The following is a 15,749-nucleotide window of genomic DNA, read 5'->3' as shown; positions in this document are numbered from 1 at the left end:
TTGCAGGTGAACGCCGGAGCGAAATATTTGAAATTATTTATCTCACGGACTCCATTTGCAAGCGGCGGCCAAGTTGTCAATTCTATCCCTCAACCCAGAGACATCAAAGGAAAACTCTATATTCCTGCTGCTGTAAGAGTTGAACGATATGACCAATTTCGATTTTCCGAAAATCGACTTGATGAATGGAATTGATTTGCCGCCAGACCATAAGCCAAGCCCCTCGCCACCCGCAGCGGTCACCATTCCGATCTTTTGAACGCTTCCCTCGTCAAAGCGATAGGGGACCGATTGATTGTCCGAGATGTAGCTATTGAAACTCAAGATAACCGAGGTTGTGTTTCCCTGACATCTCAACCAAAGGGTCGCATGTTCCGGGGTGCCGATTTGATTGGAATGAGTGTTGATGCTTTCGTTGCTAAGCCAAACGTCTTTGCGCCCGTCAAGTTCGCTCCTTTTTTCCGAGTAATGCCACTGAGCACCCGGGCTAACCTCGGTTCGCAGATCGATGATTTCCTCTCCCTCAGTCCCTTGAGCTTGAGGTTCCGGCGTGGCCTCAGGCGCAGGAACGGGGAGGAGCGCTTTTCCGTTGCCTTTGAATATTGAGTCGTAGCAGGTCATGCGGAAACCTGCACCATCTAGCGCGCTGCATTTTTTTGCCTCAGAAATTAATTCTGCATCATCGGCGTAACTTGCGCTACAGGCAAAAGAGTAAGCGGTCAAAACGGAAAAAATTCTGGATGTGACCTTATATTTCATCTCAATCTCTCTCCGAATTCTTTACACGGTTTTCCATATGAAGCGGTCCGGCGCTAAAGGCACAAGTAGAAGGCTGTATATTTGAAATCCGATACCTTTCGTACCTCCTGCGCCTCGGGAATTTTCCCGACAGATTTGCACACTTTCTCCGCCTTGATCGTTGCTTCGGATGGAATGGACGCCAAGTTTATCGGAGAGGTGGACGCTATGGATAACTCCAAGGAATAGCCATTGAATTGCGTTGCTACTGGCTCCTGTGCAATTGCGGGGAATGCCAGAGTGCAAATGATAGTCACATATCGCTTCATTCTGCGACCCCTTTAAAGTTTCGATTAATCCGCATCAGCCATTCCCGCTTCTGGTCTATGCTGTAGCCGCTTCTCAGAGGCCCTACATGCACTTGAAGAGTGCAAGATTTGCCGCAGGAACATAGTAAATTCCGTTTTGCGGCTTTTCTTCCATCCGACGCGAGAGGAAACGGGCGGGGCCGCCGCATACACCCTCAGCCTGCGCCTTGGCTACATCAAGTTGCGCCTTCTGTTGTTCCTCGGTGCCAAAGGCGAAGGTGTCGCCATAGAGTTCAATTTCTACCGAATTTCCGTTGTAGGAGTGAACATTGGTCGCAGTTGATACGTCACACGACGCAACAACAAGAACGGCAATGGCGGCGACGGTTCTTTTCATGTGTCTTCCCCAATTCATATTCGAGCCAAAGAAATCCGAAGCAGCCATTCCCGCTTCTGCTCAAGACTGTAGCCGCTTCCATAGCGCCGCCCAGCGCCTTGCACGCTACTCCATCCTCCCAACGCGTCAAGAAGTTCCAACGGGCACTCCACCGCCCGCAACCGATCCCTGAAGGTATGCCTCAGGCAATGGGCCGTCTTGCCGCCAGACTGCCGCTTGAGCCATTTGTTCAGCGTGTTTCCCGCATGGGTAGCCAGTATCTCGCCCTCCCGCAGGTATTCGGGAAACAGAAACTCGCCCTCGCAGGTTGCCAGCAACAAGCGCATTGCCTCTCGGGCAGGTCCGACAAGGGGCAGGTCACGGGCAGAGCCGGAGGTTTTCAGCCGTCTCGCCGTATGGGGACAGATCGCCATGTGTGAGGCATCTTTCGCCACGTCAGCACGGCGCAACCCGATCACTTCCGCAATCCTGCATCCCGTCTCGCCAAGCACTGGAACCGCCCAGCGCAACCGCTTCTCAGAGACCATACAGGCGTCATAGAGGGCAGGAAGTTCACTTGGCAGGAAGGGGAGCCTGCGCACCTTGTCGGCCCCCTCACGGGCGATCAGAACGCGCGCAAAAGGGTTTCTGCCCGCCACCTCATATTCGGCATAGGCATAGTTGAAGATCGCCGAAAGGCAGTTGAGCCGCCGCCTGACCGAGGTTGACCGCATCCCCCGCTCAAGAAGCGTTTGGGTGAAGTTCCTTGCGTCCTGCCTGCTGTAATTCTGGATCGCGATATCTCCCGACAATTCCGCCAGCATCAGGGCCGAACTGATCGTGGGGTTTTCCTGTATCCCCCGGACCTCGACATATTCCGCCGCAATCGTGGTGAGCGTTGTCGGCTTGGGGGCTGTGGCCGCCAGAAGGGCTTGCAGGTCAATCGGCAGGGTGACGTGTTCCTCGGCCCAAAGGTCGTTGAGCCTGCGGGTCAGCCGTTCCGCTTCCGCCTGATCCTTGATTCTGATCCGAAGCTGAGGGCCGAAAGCGCGCTGGGCATGAGAGGGAACGCGGCGGTTGTAGTAGAGGTGGCCGCTGCGCAAAGTGGTGTGACGCGTGGGCAGATTTGTGGACATGCATAGACCTCAAAATAGCGTAAGCCATTGAGTTTCTTTGCAAATGTCGGATTTGTTGGAGCGGGTGAAGGGAATCGAACCCTCGTCATCAGCTTGGGAAGCTGCGGCTCTACCATTGAGCTACACCCGCGTTGAGCGTCAGATAAGCGATGCCACCCCCGCCGTCAAGCGCCGATCTGAGCACGGCGACGACGGCGGCCGCCACCATCGCCCGAGCCGCCCGCGTTGAAGTTGACCTCGGGCAGCGTGACCACCGTGGCCAGCTCCGGGAAGGGGTCGGTCGCGTGCGGGATCGCATTGGCCGCCACGAAATGTTCCTGAAAGCGCGGCTCGATCGCGGTCTCGATCTTCACGATCCGCCGCACCTGCGCCTCGATCCCCCGCCGCGCCGCCACCGAACACAGCGCCATCCGCGCGCCCGTCCCCGCGGCATTGCCCGCCGAAGTGACCGCCGCCAGCGGCACGTCGGGGATCATCCCCAGCACCATCGCATGTTTCGGGCTGATATGGGCGCCAAAGGCCCCGGCCAGAACGACGCGGTCGACCCGGTCCACCCCCATCTCGTCCATGAGCAGCCGCGCGCCCGCGTAAAGCGCGGATTTCGCAAGCTGAATCGCCCGGATGTCGCCCTGCGTCACGGTGATCCGCGGCCCGCCCGCGGCGCTGGCGTCATGGATCACGTATTCCTGCGTCCGCCCCATCGGCACACAGCGCGCCGTGCCCACCTGCTCGGCCGAGCCGATCAGCCCCGAGGCATCGAGGATCCCCGCGATCCGCATCTCCGCCACCGCCTCGATGATGCCCGAGCCGCAGATCCCGGTGATCCCCGGCGTGCCGAAGGCCGGATCGTCCGACCAGTGGTCATTGCCGATGATGCGGAACCGCGGCTCCTTCGTCAGCGGATCGATCTCGATGCGCTCGATCGCGCCCGGCGCCGCGCGCTGCCCGGACGAAATCTGCGCCCCTTCAAAGGCCGGACCGGTGGGCGAGGAACAGGCCAGAACCCGCGTGCTGTTGCCCAGAAGGATCTCGGCATTGGTGCCGACATCGACGATCAGCGACAGATCCTCGCGGGTTTCGGGCGCCTCCGACAGCGCCACGGCCGCGCAATCGGCGCCGACATGGCCCGCGATCAAGGGCAGGATATAGGCCCGGGCGCCCGCTGCGATGGGCGTCAGCCCGATCTCGGCGGCAGAAAGGGTCAGCCCCTGCCCCGTCGCCAGCGCGAAGGGTGCCTGACCCAGCTCGACCGGATCGAGGCCGAGCAAAAGATGGTGCATGACCGGATTGCAGACGATCACCGCCTCGACCACGGCGGCAGCGTCGATCCCGGCCTCCAGCGCCAACGCCTCGGCCAGCGTGGCGAGCGCGCCGCGCACCGCCGCCGTCATCTCGGCCGCGCCGCCCGGGTTCATCATCGCGTAGCTGACGCGGCTCATCAGATCCTCGCCAAAGCGGATCTGCGGGTTCATCAGCCCCGAGGAGGCCAGCACCCGGCCATCATCGAGCGCCACCAGATGCCCCGCGATCGTGGTCGAGCCAAGGTCGATCGCCAGGCCGTAAAGCGGCGCCTCGCGCAGGCCCGGGAACAGCGCCACCAGCCGCGGCGCGGAACCGTCGCCCGCCTCCTGCACCGCCGCCGTGACCTGCCAATTGCCCTTGCGCAAGACCGGCTGCAGCCCCGACAGAACTGCAAGATCGACCTGCAAGCCCCTGATCTGCCATTGGCTTTCCAAAGCCGCCGCAAGGCGTTCGAAATCGCTTGAGGGCTCGTGCATCGAGGGCTCGGCAACTTCGACGTAAAGCGGCCGGGTGGCCGGGTCCATCTCCATCACCCGCTCGGAGGCGGATTTGCGGATCACCTGCTTGTGCACCTGGCTCTCGGCGGGCACGTCGATCACCACATCGCCCATCACGCAGGCCTGACAGCCCAGCCGCCGCCCCTCCTTCAGGCCGCGGATGCGATCGTAGCGCTCCTCGACCGCGTTGAGCGGGCTGAGCGCCTCGGCGCCGACGCTGACGCCATGTTTGGGAAAGTCGCCATAGCCCGGAGAGATCTGGCATTTCGAACAGATGCCGCGGCCACCGCAGACGGAGTCAAGATCGACGCCCAGCGCGCGGGCCGCCGCCAGAACCGAGGTGCCCCGGGCGACCCGACCGCGTTTGCCCGAGGGCGTGAAAATCACCAATGCGTCGTCACTCATCGCGCTCTCCCTGTTTCAAATCCCGTTCTAGGGCAGCGCAGGCGCAAGGCAAAGCCCGACTGCGACAGCAAGTCGCGGCTTTGCGGCATGAAGACGGCGAAAGGCGGATCGCCACGCCGCGCGGCCGCGGGTCAGCGCTTGGCGGCGGCGCCGAATTCGGTGTTGGAAAACCGGCTCATCGCAGTGCCGATTTCCTCGGACAGGCGCAGGATGGTTTCCAGCCGGGTCTTGATTTCGGCGTGAAACAGATCGAGCTGATCGATCGTCGCGGCCAGCCCGCCGCCATTGGCGCGCAACCGGCCGCATTCCACCCGCCCCATCACCCGGATCGTGTCGAGACCCAGCATCAGGCGGCGGATTTCCGAACTGGACCGGGTCAGTTCCTCGGCATGCTCGACCGCGCTTTTCAGCGCGGCGCGGCTGTCCTCCCGCCCGGCGGCCCGCAGCCGGGCCAGCCCCGCCCCCTCGGCCACCCAGTCGATCCCCGCCACCGCCTCGGCGTGACGGAAGCTGCCGATCATCTCGGACAGGACGCGATCCGCCCCGAGCAGGAACAGCGCCCGCGCCGCCTGCCGCGAGACCCGGTCGCACAGGTTGTCGCGGCCGGTGACGAAGCTGCGCAGCCGTTCCGAGATCACCAGCGAGGAGGCGCGGTAGTTTTCGGAAATCGCCGAGACCGGCCCGCCCGAAGGTTCCAGCCGTGACGCCACAAGGCGCATGTTGTTCGGGATCGATTGCAGCGATTCGAAGCTGCGCAGCAATTTGCGCTGCTCCTGCGTGACCTGTTCGAGCGACACGTTCAGATCGATCAGCCGCTGCGTGCGCGGATCCACGGGGCGGCGCATGCGCAGGTCGCGCGAGGCCAGTTCCTGGCCCAGCGCACTGGCCATGAAGGTGGTGTAGCTGGTGAACCCCGCCTCGGTCACGGCTTGCCACAGCATCCGGGCGCTGGCCTCGGGGTCGAGCCCTTCGACCCGTTCGCGGGCGCAAAGATCGGCGTAAAGCGCCTGAACCTTGTCGAAAAGCGGCGTCGAGGGTTTGAGCCGCACCGACAGATAGCCGCCCTCCATCGGCAGGATCACCGCGAAGACCCAGTAGTGATCGCCGTTGCGGGCGCGGTTCTTGACATATCCGCCCATCGGATAGCCGTTGCCCAGCGCGTCCCAGAGGATGCGGAACAAAGCGCGCGGCGTGTCGGGATGGCGGATGATCTTGTGCGGCGCCCCCAGAAGATCCCCCCAGCCATGGCCCGAAATGCGCTGGAACACGTCATTGCCCGCCAGAATGACGCCGCGCTTGTCGGTGCGCGAAAAGAACACCTCGTCGAAGCCGAAATCGACCGCCCCTTCGGCATGGCGCGGCGGATCATTCTGCAGGGTCACGGGGCTTCTCCGGTTCAAGGACAGGACATTCTACCCGGGGCCGAGTTACCGGGAGCTTTATTTTCAGGCACAGGTGGCCGATATTCCGGAAAAACGCGGCTTTTGCACCGGCCGCGGCGGCGGGGCGTCAGGCCCGGTCCGGCCGTCCCGCGGCGCCGGGCCGGATCCAGGCCGAGACCGGCGCCGGGCGGCCGAAATGATAGCCTTGCAGGAAGTCGGCACCGATGCGGCGCAAGAGCACCGCCTCGGCTTCGCTTTCGACCCCCTCGGCGACGATCGACAGCTCCATCGCCCGCGCCAGACCGACGATCGAGCGCACCATCCGCATCCCCTGCTGGCCGTCCTCGATCGAGCGCACGAAGGAGCGGTCGATCTTCAGCACGTCGAAGGGCATCTGCGTCAGATAACCGATCGAGGCGAAGCCGGTGCCGAAATCATCAAGCGCCAGGGTGAAGCCGTTGTGGCTGAGCGCGATCAGCTCGTGTTCGATCGTGGCATCGTCGCGCACCACGATCTGCTCGGTCACCTCGACCTCGATCCGCCAGGGCGCGATGCCCTGCGCCAGCACGACGGCGGTGAATTTCTCGGCAAAGCCGCGGCTCATCAGCTGCGCGGGCGAGACGTTGATGCTGACCCGCGCCTGATCCATCCGGCGCATGTCGGCGCAGACCAGATCCAGCAGCCGCCAGCCCAGCGGCATGATCAGCCCGGTCGCCTCGGCCACCTTGATGAAGCGGTCGGGCGCCACCGCGCCCAGCTCGGGCGAGGTCCAGCGCGCCAGCGCCTCGTAGCGGATCGGCGCCGCGCCAAGGCTGGCCGGAACGATCGGCTGGTAATGGATCTCCAGCCCCTCGCCCTCGTTCAGCGCGCGGCGCAGTTCCTTTTCGATCCGCTTGTGATCGATGTCCTCGCTTTCCATGCGCTTGTCATAGCGCACGACCTCCAGCGTCTCGCGCAGCTTGGCGGAATACATCGCCCGGTCGGCGCGGCGCAAAAGCTCATCCTGAGCCATGCCGCGCCGATCCTCGAAGGCAAGCCCCTTGGAGGACAGAACTTCGAAGCTGACCCCGTTGCACAGGATGGGCCGTTCCGACAAAAGACTGATCTGACGGCATTTTTCCGCCACGATCCGGTCAAGGTCGGTGGCGGCGGAAAACACCACGAAGAATTCGTCGCCGCCGTAGCGGGCGAGAAAGGCGGTTTCGTCGGCGATGGTGCGCAGCCGCGCGGCGAATTCGACCAGAAAGGCGTCGCCGCCCAGATGCCCGACAGTGTCGTTGATCAGCTTGAAACGCACCAGATCGATGGCCAGAACGGCGCAATCGACCCCGCTTTGATCGCGCAGGCTGTCAAGATGCTCGCGCATCGCGAAACGGTTGGGCAGGCTGGTCAGCGCATCGATCCGGGCGCGGTCAAAGGAAATCGCCTCGCGCTCGATCAGCCCCGCCGCCTTCGAGCGCAACAAAAGCGCCGCGGAATAGGAGATCACCACGAACAGGAAGCTGATCCCCGCCATGATCGGAAACATCTTCCAGAACAACAGCGTGCCCGGTTGTGGCGGGGTCCAGCGCAGCCAGGCCACGGGCTTGCCGTCCACCCCCGGCAGCGCGACCGAGACGATCTGTGCGGCCTCGGGCGGGGTCATCGTCACCGCAAGCCCGACGATCGAGAATTCGCTTTCCATGTCGCGCAGCCGCTGCGGCGCCAGCACCTTGCCGATCGTGGCGATGGCGGCGCTGCGCGGCACCACCCGCGCCAGAAGCTCGGGGTTTTCGGGCAGCAGATAGGAGCTTGAAAACATCACCGGCTGGCTGTCGCGCATCTCGAAATAATCATGGGTCTCGCGGTGCGACGGGTCGAGCCCGGGCGCGATCCCGCGCAGGATCTGCCGCGTGTGTTCGGTCAGGAACCCCGGTTGCGGCGCCAGCCCCGCCCCCTCGCGCCAGGACAGCGGCCGCGCGAAAGGACCGTCGAACACTTCGGCAAACTGGAACACCTCGCCGCGATGCGCCGTGATCCCGTAATTCGAGGCCAGCCGGTCGATCGCCAGCTCTTGCGCATCGATGTAAAGGTCTGTCCAGTTGTGGTAGTCGCTTGCCAGAAGCGACACTTGTTCCAGCAGGTTCTGCACCCGCCCGGCGACGCGTTTGGTCGATTCCTCGGCCGCGCTGTCGTCCATCGTGCCGCGCACCGACACAAGCGACATCCACAACACGGCCAGCACCGCGAGCAGAACCGCGGTCACCAGGACCACGATCTGCCGCGGCAGGGTGTTGCCACTCATCAGGCCGCCGCCTCCAGCCGCGGCGGCAGGGCGTTTTCAAAGCCCAGAACGCAGACCTGCGCATAGTCGCAGGTCAGTTCGGTGCCCGCGGCCAGATCGCGGGCCGCGACCATCTCCTCGCCGCGGTCGATCAGGCTGGGGTCGTCGCTGTGGTTCATGAACATGTCCCCATCATTTCCAAGGCGGAAAATCCCGAGATGCGGAAGATATTCCGCGTGGTGCAGAACCGTCTGCGCCAGGTCCTCGGGAAATTGTGCCAGCGTGGCGGCGGGTATGTCCACATCAAACATCGGATCATGGCGCCAGACCGTGGCGCCGGCGCGGATCGGCACGCGGGTAAAGACGCCAAGGCCGTGGATTTTGCTGCGGGTGACATAGTGGCTTACAAGAAGCATGGGGTGTCTCGTCTATGCATTGAGGAAGGGTCGTTCAGGCTTCTGCCTGCATCAGCACGACGGAAAACAGCGCAGCGCCAATGCCTGCGATCTGCCGCGTCGAGAGGGTTTCTCCGAAAAAGACGACACCGACACCGGTGAGCAGCAGGATGGTGGCCGAACTGTACAGCACGGCGATCTGCGCCAGGCTCTGGCTTTGCATGAGCCACATCCAGCCCAGCGCGGTCAGCGCATAAAGCGCGGCCCCGGCGAAGAACCAGACCGAGGCATGCGGCACGGCACGCAGGCTGGCAGATTTGAGCGCGTAATCGCCGACAATCGTCAGAACGACGATTCCCGCCAAAATGAGATAGGATCGCATCGCGCGGCACTCCTGATATCGTTGCCTATCGAAGACTGGCCCACGTTAAGGTTAAGATGATTTTCGAAGTCTAAACGCGGGCGCTGGAAACCCGTAAAATTAACCAAATTCCGCACAGGTCTGCAAAACAACTCTGCCCGCAACGGTGGCGCGACCATTGTTCAGGCACAAAGGCCCGTTTTCCGGCGGTTCAGCGCCCGGCCGACCCCGAGGCGCGCCACATGCTTAACGCGACCACTTCTGACTCGAATCGCCTTTCGCGCGCATCCGGAGCCGGTTTCAGGCCAGATCCCGGCCCGTTCCCGGGGCCTGCCGCGCGCCGCGGATCACACGTCCAGCTCTTCCACGAACCGCGCGTTCTCGGTGATATACTGGAACCGCATCTCGGGTTTCTTGCCCATCAGCCGCTCCACCAGATCGGCGGTTTCCCCCGCGAATTCGTCGTCGATCGTCACCCGGATCAGCTTGCGCGTCGCCGGGTTCATCGTCGTGTCCTTCAGGTCCTTGGCGTCCATCTCGCCCAGACCCTTGAAGCGCTGCACGTCGATCTTGCCGCGCCCGCCCAGCCCCTTCGCCATCCAGACCTCCTTCTCGGCGTCATCGGCGACATAGATCCGCTTCGCCCCCTGGGTCAGCCGGTAAAGCGGCGGGCAGGCCAGGTAGAGATGCCCCTTGTCGATCAGCCCCCGCATCTGGGTGAAGAAAAAGGTCATCAGAAGCGAGGCGATATGCGCGCCGTCGACATCGGCGTCGGTCATGATGATGATCTTGTCATAGCGCAGGTCATCGACGCGGAACTTGGTGCCCAGCCCCACGCCCAAAGCCTGCGCCAGATCGTTGATCTCCTGGTTCTGGCCGAGCTTGGAACTGGCCGCGCCGAGCACGTTCAGGATCTTGCCGCGCAGGGGCAACAGCGCCTGCATCGTCCGGTCGCGCGCCATCTTGGCCGAGCCCCCGGCCGAGTCGCCTTCGACGATGAACAGCTCGGTGCCCTCGCGGTTCGTCGCCGAGCAATCGACCAGCTTGCCGGGCAGACGCAGCTTCTTCGTCGCCGACTTGCGCGAGGTCTCCTTTTCCGCCTTGCGCCGCAGCCGTTCCTCGGCCCGCAGCACCAGAAAATCCAGGATCGCACCCGCCGCCTTGGTATCGGTGGTCAGCCAGGTGTCGAAGTAATCCCGCACCGCGTTTTCGACCCAGCGCGCGGCCTCTTCGGTCGACAGCCGGTCCTTGGTCTGGCCGACAAAGGAGGGCTCGCGGATGAAGATCGAGATCAGCGCGCAGCCGCCCGTCAACATGTCCTCGCGGGTGATCTGCGCCGCCTTCTTGTTGTTGATCCGCTCGCCATAGGCGCGGATGCCCTTGAGGATCGCGGCCCAGAACCCGGCCTCATGCGTACCGCCCTCGGGCGTCGGCACGGTGTTGCAATAGCTGTGCAGGAAGCCGTCGCGCACCGGCGTCCAGTTGATCGCCCATTCGACCGAGCCGGGGATGTTGTATTTCTCCTCGAAACTGACCCGGCCCGCGAAGGGCTTGTCGGAATAGGTCGAGGCGCCGGTCAGGCTTTCGGCCAGAAAATCGGCGAGCCCGTTCGGGAAATGGAAGGTCGCTTCCGTCGGCGTGTCGCCATCGGCAAGCGCCGTCTTCCAGCGGATTTCCACGCCCGAGAACAGATAGGCCTTCGAGCGCGTCATCTTGAAGAGCCGCGCGGGCTTCAGGCTCAGCGAGCCGAAGATCTCCGGATCGGGGTGAAAGGTGACGGTGGTGCCACGCCGATTGGGCGCTGCACCGAGCTTCGCCACCGGCCCCTGCGGCACCCCGCGCGAAAAGCGTTGCTCGTAAAGTTCCTTGTTGCGCGCGACCTGCACCACCATCAGATCGGAAAGCGCGTTCACCACCGACGAGCCCACGCCGTTCAGACCGCCCGAAGTCGAATAGGCCTTGTTGGAGAACTTGCCCCCCGCGTGCAGCGTGCACAGGATCACTTCCAGCGCCGATTTGCCGGGAAATTTCGGATGCGGATCAACGGGGATGCCCCGGCCGTTGTCGCGCACGGTGACCGAGCCATCGCCATTCACCTCGACCTCGATCCGGGTCGCATGGCCCGCCACCGCCTCGTCCATGGCGTTGTCGAGAATCTCGGCCACCATGTGATGCAGCGCCCGTTCATCGGTGCCGCCGATATACATGCCCGGCCGCTTGCGCACCGGCTCCAGCCCTTCGAGCACCTCGATCGAGGACGCGTCATAGGTCTCGCTCGGGGTCGAGGACAAAAGATCGCCGGACATGGTGCTCGCTTTCATTGGTGTTCTTGAGATGCACAGATACCGCAGCTTGGGCCCCCGGGGCAAGGAGGGGGCGCTGCCCCCGTCCCGTGCCGGGACTCCCCCGGGATATTTGAGGCAAGATAAAGGGGCATGATTTTATCTTGCCCGAAATATCCCGGGGGGTGAATGGCGTAGCCAGAGGGGGGCAGCGCCCCCCTTCCCCGGGCGGGGCGCAGGCGCACCGCAACAGCTCGTGCCCCTTTGTCATTCTGTCGCACCCATGTCATAAGTTGGCCGCATCGATGTCCGAACCGTTCCGAAAGGCCGCCCCATGACCCGCATCCTCCAGTCGCTCGCCGAAATCTCCGCCCGTTACGACGTGCTTCTGTGCGATCTCTGGGGCTGCGTGCACAATGGCGTCGCGCCCTTCCCCGCCGCCGTCGCCGCGCTGGAAGGCTTCCGCGGTCAGGGCGGCCGGGTGATCCTGATCACCAACGCGCCGCGCCCGGCCCGGTTCGTCGCCGAGGGGCTCGACCGCATGGGCGTCCCGCGCGAGGCCTGGGATGCCATCGTCACCTCGGGCGATGCGGCGCAGGATGCGATGTTCGCGGGCGCGGTCGGGCGCAGGCTCTGGCATCTCGGGCCGCAAAAGGACGACGGCTTCTTCACCGAAATCCCGCCGGAATGGGAGGGCCGCACCCATGTTCAGCTGGTCCCCTTCGACCAGGCCGAGGGCATCGTCTGCACCGGCCCCTTCGACGAGCTGAACGAAGTGCCCGAAGACTACCGCCCCCGCTTCCTTGAGGCCAAGACCCGCGGCCTGCCGATGCTCTGCGCCAATCCCGATGTGGTCGTCGACATGGGCGCAACCCGGATCTATTGCGCCGGCGCGCTGGCCGCGCTTTACGAGGAAATGGGCGGGCGCACGATGTATTTCGGCAAGCCGCATCCGCCGATCTACGACATGGCGCGGCGCCGCATGGCGGACTTCGGTCTGGCCGATGACAGCCGGGTGCTGGCGGTGGGCGATGGCATCAACACCGATGTGGCGGGGGCGATCGGCGAAAACCTGGACGTGCTTTTCGTCTCGGGCGGGCTGGCCGCCGAGCAGTTCGGCGCCGATGTCGAAAATCCGAACCCGGATCTGCTCCGGGCCTGGCTCGATGCGCGCCAGCAGGATCCGCAATACACGATCGGTCGGCTGCGCTGAACGGCCTCGCAACTATCTTGCGCCCGCGGCGCCCCTTGGGTTCATAAGTTTCGCTGCGCTTGCATGGCGGCAGCCGCCATGCTATGGCGCGCCGCAACATGACCCAGCCGGAGCGCCCCCATGACCGACGACATTCCCCGCGGCACGATCTGCATCGATCAGCTTGAACTCGGCATGATGCGCAGCCTGACCAAGGAAGTCACCGACCGCGACATCGAACTGTTCGCCGAGGTCTCGACCGACCGCAACCCCGTGCATCTGGACGAGGATTTCGCCAAGGGCACGATGTTCAAGGGCAAGGTCGCGCATGGGATGCTGTCGGCCGGGCTGATCTCGGCGGTGATCGGCGAGCAGCTGCCGGGGCATGGCACGATCTATCTTGGCCAGTCGCTGAAATTCCGCGCCCCGGTGCGGCCGGGCGACGTGGTCACTGCCGAAGTCACGGTGGCGGCGATCGACCCGGTGAAGCGTCGCGTGACCCTTGAAACCCGCTGCCGCGTGGGCGATACGGTGGTGATCGAGGGCGAAGCGCAGGTTCTGGCGCCCGCCTGCAAGAACTGACACGACCGGCGGCCTCGCCGGAGGCGGGACAAGACCGGGCATGCAGACCTATACCCACTGGACGGGGCTTTCGCCCGAGGCGCGCGGCGCCTCGGTGGCGATGGGCAATTTCGACGGGGTGCATCTGGGGCATCAATCGGTGATCGACCTGGCCCGCGGCCGCGAGCCTTTGGGCATCATCACCTTCGAGCCCCATCCGCGCGAGGTCTTTGCCCCCGACGCCGCGCCGTTCCGGCTGATGAACGCCGAAGCGCGCGAACACCGGCTGGCGAAACTGGGCGTGACGCGGCTTTACGAGCTGCCCTTTGGCCCCGAGCTGGCGGGGATGGACCCCGAGACCTTCGCAGGCAAGGTGCTGGCCGAGGGGCTGGGCGTTGCCCATGTCACGGTGGGCGGCGATTTCCGCTTCGGCAAGGGCCGCGCGGCGGGCACGGCCGAGCTGATCGCGCTGGGCCGCCGCTTCGGCTTTGACGTCACGGTGGCGCCGCTTTTGCACATCGACGGGATCGAGGTCTCCTCGACCAATATCCGCAAGGCGCTGGCCGAGGGGCGGGTGCGCGACGCGGCAAAGATGCTTGGCCACCTGCACCGGATCGAGGGCGAGGTGATGCACGGCGACAAGCGCGGCCGCGGCCTTGGCTTTCCGACCGCGAACATGTCGGTGGCGCGGCTGCATCTGCCGAAGCTCGGCGTCTATGCGGTCAAGGTCGATGTGCTGACCGGGCCGCAGGCGGGCGCCTATCTGGGCGCGGCCAGCCTTGGGGTGCGGCCGATGTTTGGCGAAAACGCCCCCAATCTGGAGACTTTCCTGTTTGATTTCGAGGGCGATCTTTACGGCCAGCACCTTTCCGTCGCGCTGGTCGACTATCTGCGGCCGGAAATGAAATTCGACGGCCTGCCCGCCTTGATGCGCCAGATGGCGCAAGATTGCGACACCGCGCGCGAGATCCTGCGCACAGCCTGAAGTGACTTCCCAAATGCCCAAATCCGAGTCACCTTTCGCGCGATGAGTAGTGATCTGCGCCCCCTGTTCTGGACCCTGCCGCTGGCCAAGCTGACCCCCGCCGAATGGGAGGCGCTTTGCGATGGCTGCGGCAAATGCTGTCTGAACAAGCTCGAATATGAAGACACCGGCGAGCTGGAATTCACCCGCGTTGCCTGTCGGCTGCTTGATGGCGAAAGCTGCCGCTGCCGCAATTATGAAATCCGGCATCAATTCGTGCCCGAATGCGTGCGGCTGACGCCGAAATCGCTGAAGAAAAGCGCTTACTGGATGCCCGAGACCTGCGCCTATCGGCTGCGTTCCGAGGGCAGGCCGCTGGAACCCTGGCACTATCTGATTTCGGGCGATCCCGAGACGGTGCATGAAGCGGGCCAATCGGTGCGCGGCTGGACCGTCTCCGAAGCCGAGGTGCCCGAGGAAGACTGGCAAGACTACATCATCGAGGATCTTTGAATGCACTTTGCGTCGGACAATACCGCGGGCGTCGCGCCCGAGATCATGGCGGCGCTGGCGGCGGCGAATGCGGGCAATGTGGCCTCCTATGGCGCCGATCCGCTGACCGGCGCGGTGGTCGAGCATCTGCGCGAGATCTTCGAGGCGCCCCAGGCCGCGGTCTATCTGGTGGCGACGGGGACGGCGGCGAATGCGCTTGCCTGTGCCGTTCTCACCCAGCCCTGGGGGGCGATTTTCTGTCACAGGAACGCCCATATCGAGGAAGACGAATGCGGCGCGCCCGAATTCTACACCGGCGGCTCCAAGCTGGTGCTGGTCGACGGGCCCCATGCGAAGATGGACGCGGCGGGTCTGCGCGCGACGATCGCCCATACTGCGCGGGCGGGCGTGCACAACGTGCAACGCGGCATGGTCTCGCTGACCAATGCGACCGAAGCGGGCACGATCTACACCCCCGCCGAAGTCGCCGCGCTGACCGCCGTGGCGCGCGATTACAAGCTGCCCGTTCACATGGACGGGGCGCGGTTTGCCAATGCGCTGGTCAGCCTTGGCTGCACCCCCGCCGAGATCACCTGGAAGGCCGGGGTTGACGTGCTGAGCTTTGGCGGCACCAAGAACGGCTGCATGGGCGTCGAGGCGGTGGTGATCTTCGACCCCGCCCGCGCCTGGGAGTTCGAGCTGCGCCGCAAGCGCGGCGGGCATCTGTTTTCGAAGCACCGTTTCCTTGCGGCGCAGATGGCGGCTTACCTCGAGGGCGATCTGTGGTTGCGCCTTGCCCGGCAGGCGAATGCGATGGCGGCGCGGCTCTCGGGCGGCATTGCCGCGGTGCCGGGGGCTTCGCTCACCCATCCGACGCAAGCGAACGAGGTCTTCGCCGCCTTCCCCCGCGCCGCCCATCGCGCGGCGCATGCGGCCGGGGCATCCTATTATCTCTGGCCCTTCGATCAGTCGCTTGACGGCCCCGATGCGGAACCGCTGGCCGCGCGGATGGTGACCACCTGGGCCACGACCGAAGCCGAGATCGACGCCTTTCTGGCGCATCTGCGCTGAGGGGCGAGGGGCGGCCCAAGCCAG

14 protein-coding genes and 1 tRNA gene are annotated in these 15,749 nt (G+C 64.2%); 5 read left to right on the top strand and 10 right to left on the bottom strand.

Going from position 1 to position 15,749, the window contains the following annotated elements; all coding sequences use genetic code 11:
• Positions 1 to 42: 42 nt before the first annotated feature.
• From FBT96_RS07355 to parE, 10 genes are all read right to left on the bottom strand, one after another.
• Positions 43 to 759 carry a type VI secretion system-associated protein TagO gene (locus FBT96_RS07355; protein ID WP_136905659.1) on the bottom strand — a complete coding sequence of 239 codons (717 nt, stop codon included), beginning with the start codon at positions 757 to 759 and terminating at the stop codon, positions 43 to 45.
• A gap of 390 nt (positions 760 to 1,149) precedes the next feature.
• Positions 1,150 to 1,491: a hypothetical protein gene (locus FBT96_RS07350; protein ID WP_169583289.1), complete on the bottom strand. Its 342-nt coding sequence runs from the start codon at positions 1,489 to 1,491 to the stop codon at positions 1,150 to 1,152.
• On the bottom strand, positions 1,458 to 2,558 hold the full coding sequence (locus tag FBT96_RS07345; protein ID WP_136905657.1) for a site-specific integrase: 1,101 nt from the start codon (positions 2,556 to 2,558) through the stop codon (positions 1,458 to 1,460). Before FBT96_RS07345 ends, FBT96_RS07350 begins: the two co-directional genes overlap by 34 nt.
• A 56-nt stretch (positions 2,559 to 2,614) precedes the next feature.
• A tRNA-Gly gene (locus tag FBT96_RS07340) sits at positions 2,615 to 2,688 on the bottom strand.
• Positions 2,689 to 2,722: 34 nt separating this feature from the next.
• Entirely contained in the window at positions 2,723 to 4,762 is a 2,040-nt protein-coding gene (locus FBT96_RS07335) for an ASKHA domain-containing protein (protein WP_136905656.1), read from the bottom strand.
• A 131-nt stretch (positions 4,763 to 4,893) separates the two neighbouring features.
• On the bottom strand, positions 4,894 to 6,144 hold the full coding sequence (locus tag FBT96_RS07330) for a PAS domain-containing protein (protein WP_136905655.1): 1,251 nt from the start codon (positions 6,142 to 6,144) through the stop codon (positions 4,894 to 4,896).
• 127 nt (positions 6,145 to 6,271) lie between these two features.
• Positions 6,272 to 8,428 (bottom strand): putative bifunctional diguanylate cyclase/phosphodiesterase, encoded by a 2,157-nt coding sequence (locus tag FBT96_RS07325; protein ID WP_136905654.1) that lies wholly within the window; start codon positions 8,426 to 8,428, stop codon positions 6,272 to 6,274.
• Positions 8,428 to 8,823 carry an SET domain-containing protein gene (locus FBT96_RS07320; RefSeq protein ID WP_136905653.1) on the bottom strand — a complete coding sequence of 132 codons (396 nt, stop codon included), beginning with the start codon at positions 8,821 to 8,823 and terminating at the stop codon, positions 8,428 to 8,430. The genes FBT96_RS07325 and FBT96_RS07320 overlap by 1 nt, the downstream gene beginning before the upstream one ends.
• Positions 8,824 to 8,857: 34 nt before the next feature.
• Positions 8,858 to 9,184, bottom strand: coding sequence for a transporter (locus FBT96_RS07315; RefSeq protein ID WP_136905652.1), 327 nt, complete (start codon positions 9,182 to 9,184; stop codon positions 8,858 to 8,860).
• A gap of 326 nt (positions 9,185 to 9,510) precedes the next feature.
• Positions 9,511 to 11,469, bottom strand: coding sequence for a DNA topoisomerase IV subunit B (gene parE / locus FBT96_RS07310; RefSeq protein ID WP_136905685.1), 1,959 nt, complete (start codon positions 11,467 to 11,469; stop codon positions 9,511 to 9,513).
• Positions 11,470 to 11,779: 310 nt separating this feature from the next.
• Here parE and FBT96_RS07305 point away from each other — a divergent pair, with 310 nt between their 5' ends.
• The 5 genes from FBT96_RS07305 to FBT96_RS07285 all read left to right on the top strand — a co-directional run bounded on the left by FBT96_RS07305 (position 11,780) and on the right by FBT96_RS07285 (position 15,725).
• The gene (locus FBT96_RS07305; protein WP_136905651.1) at positions 11,780 to 12,658 is read left to right on the top strand and encodes a TIGR01459 family HAD-type hydrolase; all 879 of its coding nucleotides are present in this window, start codon (positions 11,780 to 11,782) and stop codon (positions 12,656 to 12,658) included.
• Positions 12,659 to 12,778: 120 nt separating this feature from the next.
• Positions 12,779 to 13,219 (top strand): MaoC family dehydratase, encoded by a 441-nt coding sequence (locus FBT96_RS07300; protein WP_136905650.1) that lies wholly within the window; start codon positions 12,779 to 12,781, stop codon positions 13,217 to 13,219.
• Between the two features lie 40 nt (positions 13,220 to 13,259).
• The gene (locus FBT96_RS07295; protein ID WP_136905649.1) at positions 13,260 to 14,183 is read left to right on the top strand and encodes a bifunctional riboflavin kinase/FAD synthetase; all 924 of its coding nucleotides are present in this window, start codon (positions 13,260 to 13,262) and stop codon (positions 14,181 to 14,183) included.
• Positions 14,184 to 14,225: 42 nt separating this feature from the next.
• On the top strand, positions 14,226 to 14,675 hold the full coding sequence (locus FBT96_RS07290; RefSeq protein WP_055211487.1) for a YcgN family cysteine cluster protein: 450 nt from the start codon (positions 14,226 to 14,228) through the stop codon (positions 14,673 to 14,675).
• Positions 14,676 to 15,725: a threonine aldolase family protein gene (locus FBT96_RS07285; protein ID WP_136905648.1), complete on the top strand. Its 1,050-nt coding sequence runs from the start codon at positions 14,676 to 14,678 to the stop codon at positions 15,723 to 15,725.
• The last annotated feature ends 24 nt before the right edge of the window (positions 15,726 to 15,749 follow it).

This window comes from Rhodobacter capsulatus (assembly GCF_005144475.1).
In the GTDB taxonomy this organism is placed as follows: Bacteria; Pseudomonadota; Alphaproteobacteria; order Rhodobacterales; family Rhodobacteraceae; genus Rhodobacter; species Rhodobacter capsulatus_C.
This window is presented reverse-complemented; position numbering and strand designations above follow the sequence as displayed.